Origin of the sequence: Pseudomonas sp. CK-NBRI-02 (assembly GCF_008124495.1) — a bacterium.
GTDB classification, from domain to species: domain Bacteria; phylum Pseudomonadota; class Gammaproteobacteria; order Pseudomonadales; family Pseudomonadaceae; genus Aquipseudomonas; species Aquipseudomonas guariconensis.
In genome coordinates this window covers 1-1,535 of record NZ_VSJH01000013.1, presented here as the reverse complement: position 1 = coordinate 1,535, position 1,535 = coordinate 1, and the positions used below count along the sequence as shown (strand labels likewise).

At 65.4% G+C, this 1,535-nt stretch carries 1 protein-coding gene; it reads right to left on the bottom strand.

All coding sequences use genetic code 11. The features are described from left to right. Nucleotides 1-140: 140 nt before the first annotated feature. A partial coding sequence (mcpA, locus tag DQ397_RS10995) for a methyl-accepting chemotaxis protein McpA (protein WP_148921545.1) occupies nt 141-1,535 on the bottom strand: 1,395 nt, incomplete at its 5' end.

Below are 1,535 nucleotides of genomic sequence, written 5' to 3'. Positions count from 1 at the left end.
GGCCACGGTGGTGGCTGCGGTCAGCAAGACATTCTGATCCCTGCGGCCCCCAGGGCTGCCGCCGGCTCCCACGGGTACTGCGCCGAGCCTGAGAACGGCGCGATACCTGTGGGAGCGGGTCTACCCGCGAAGGACCCGCCTCAGATCCTGAAGCTGCCCACCAGTTGCTTCAACCGCCCCGCCTGCTGGCTCAGGGCATCGCAATGGCGCAGGGTTTCGTTGAGGTTCTCTACCCCTTGCTGGTTGAGGCTGTTGATCTGGGTGATGTCCAGGTTCAGGCTCTCGACCACTGCGCTCTGCTCCTCGGTGGCGGTGGCCACCGACTGGTTCATGCCGTCGATCTCGCCGATGCGCTGGGTCACGCTGGCCAGGCGTTCACCCGCCTGGTTGGCCACCTGCACGGTCTGTTCGCTGGACACCTGGCTTTCGTTCATGGTGTACACCGCCTCGCGCGAGCCCACCTGCAGGCTGGTGATCATGCGGTGGATCTCTTCGGCCGACTCCTGGGTGCGGTGGGCCAGGTTGCGCACTTCATCGGCCACCACGGCGAAACCGCGCCCGGCCTCGCCAGCACGGGCGGCCTCGATGGCGGCGTTGAGCGCCAACAGGTTGGTCTGCTGGGAAATGCCCTTGATCACGTCGAGGATCTTGCCGATCTCGTCGGTGCTGGCGTTGAGCGTCTCGATCTGCTCGCACGACTCGCTGATCTTCTGCGAAAGCGCGGTCATGGCGTTGATCGCATCGTCCACCACCTGACGCCCGTCGTTGGCCTGCTCGCTGGCGCCGCTGGCGTGTTGCGAGGCGTCGGCGGCATTGCGGGCGATTTCCTGGGTGGCTGCGCCCAGCTGGTTGATCGCCGCGGCGACGCTGTTGGTGCGCATGCTCTGCTCCTCGGAGCCGATGATCGAAGCATTGGAGGCGTGAACCACCTTCTCCGACAGGTCATGCACCAGGCGGGTGGCCGAGGACACCTCGCTGATCGAGGCGTGGATGCGCTCGACGAAGCGGTTGAACGACGTGGCCAGCTCGCCGAACTCGTCCTTGTGCTGCACCGCCAGGCGGCGGGTCAGGTCGCCTTCGCCTTCGGCGATGTCCTGCATGGCGCGGCCCATGGTGGTCAGCGGACGCATCAGCACCGGGATGAGCAGGCCAAGCAGGCCGGCGATGGCAGCCACGGCGATGAGCATGGCGATGATCGCCGAAGTACGGAACTGGCTCAGTGCGGCGTAGGCTTTGTCTTTGTCGATGGACAGACCGATGTACCACTGCGCCGAAGGCAGGCCTTCGACCGGAGCGAAGGAGATGATCCGATCCTGGCCGTTGAGGGTGACGTCCTGCATGCCTGGCTCGACCTTCAAGGCGGCCTCGGGGTAGATGTCCTTGAGGTTCTTCATCAACTGGTCCTTGTCGGGGCTGACGATGACCTGGCCGTTGCGATCGGCGAGGAAGGCGTGGCCGATGCCGCCGAAGTCCACGGCGTTGATGATGTCCACCAGGGTGTTGAGGCTCAGGTCACCGCCGACCACACCCAGCAG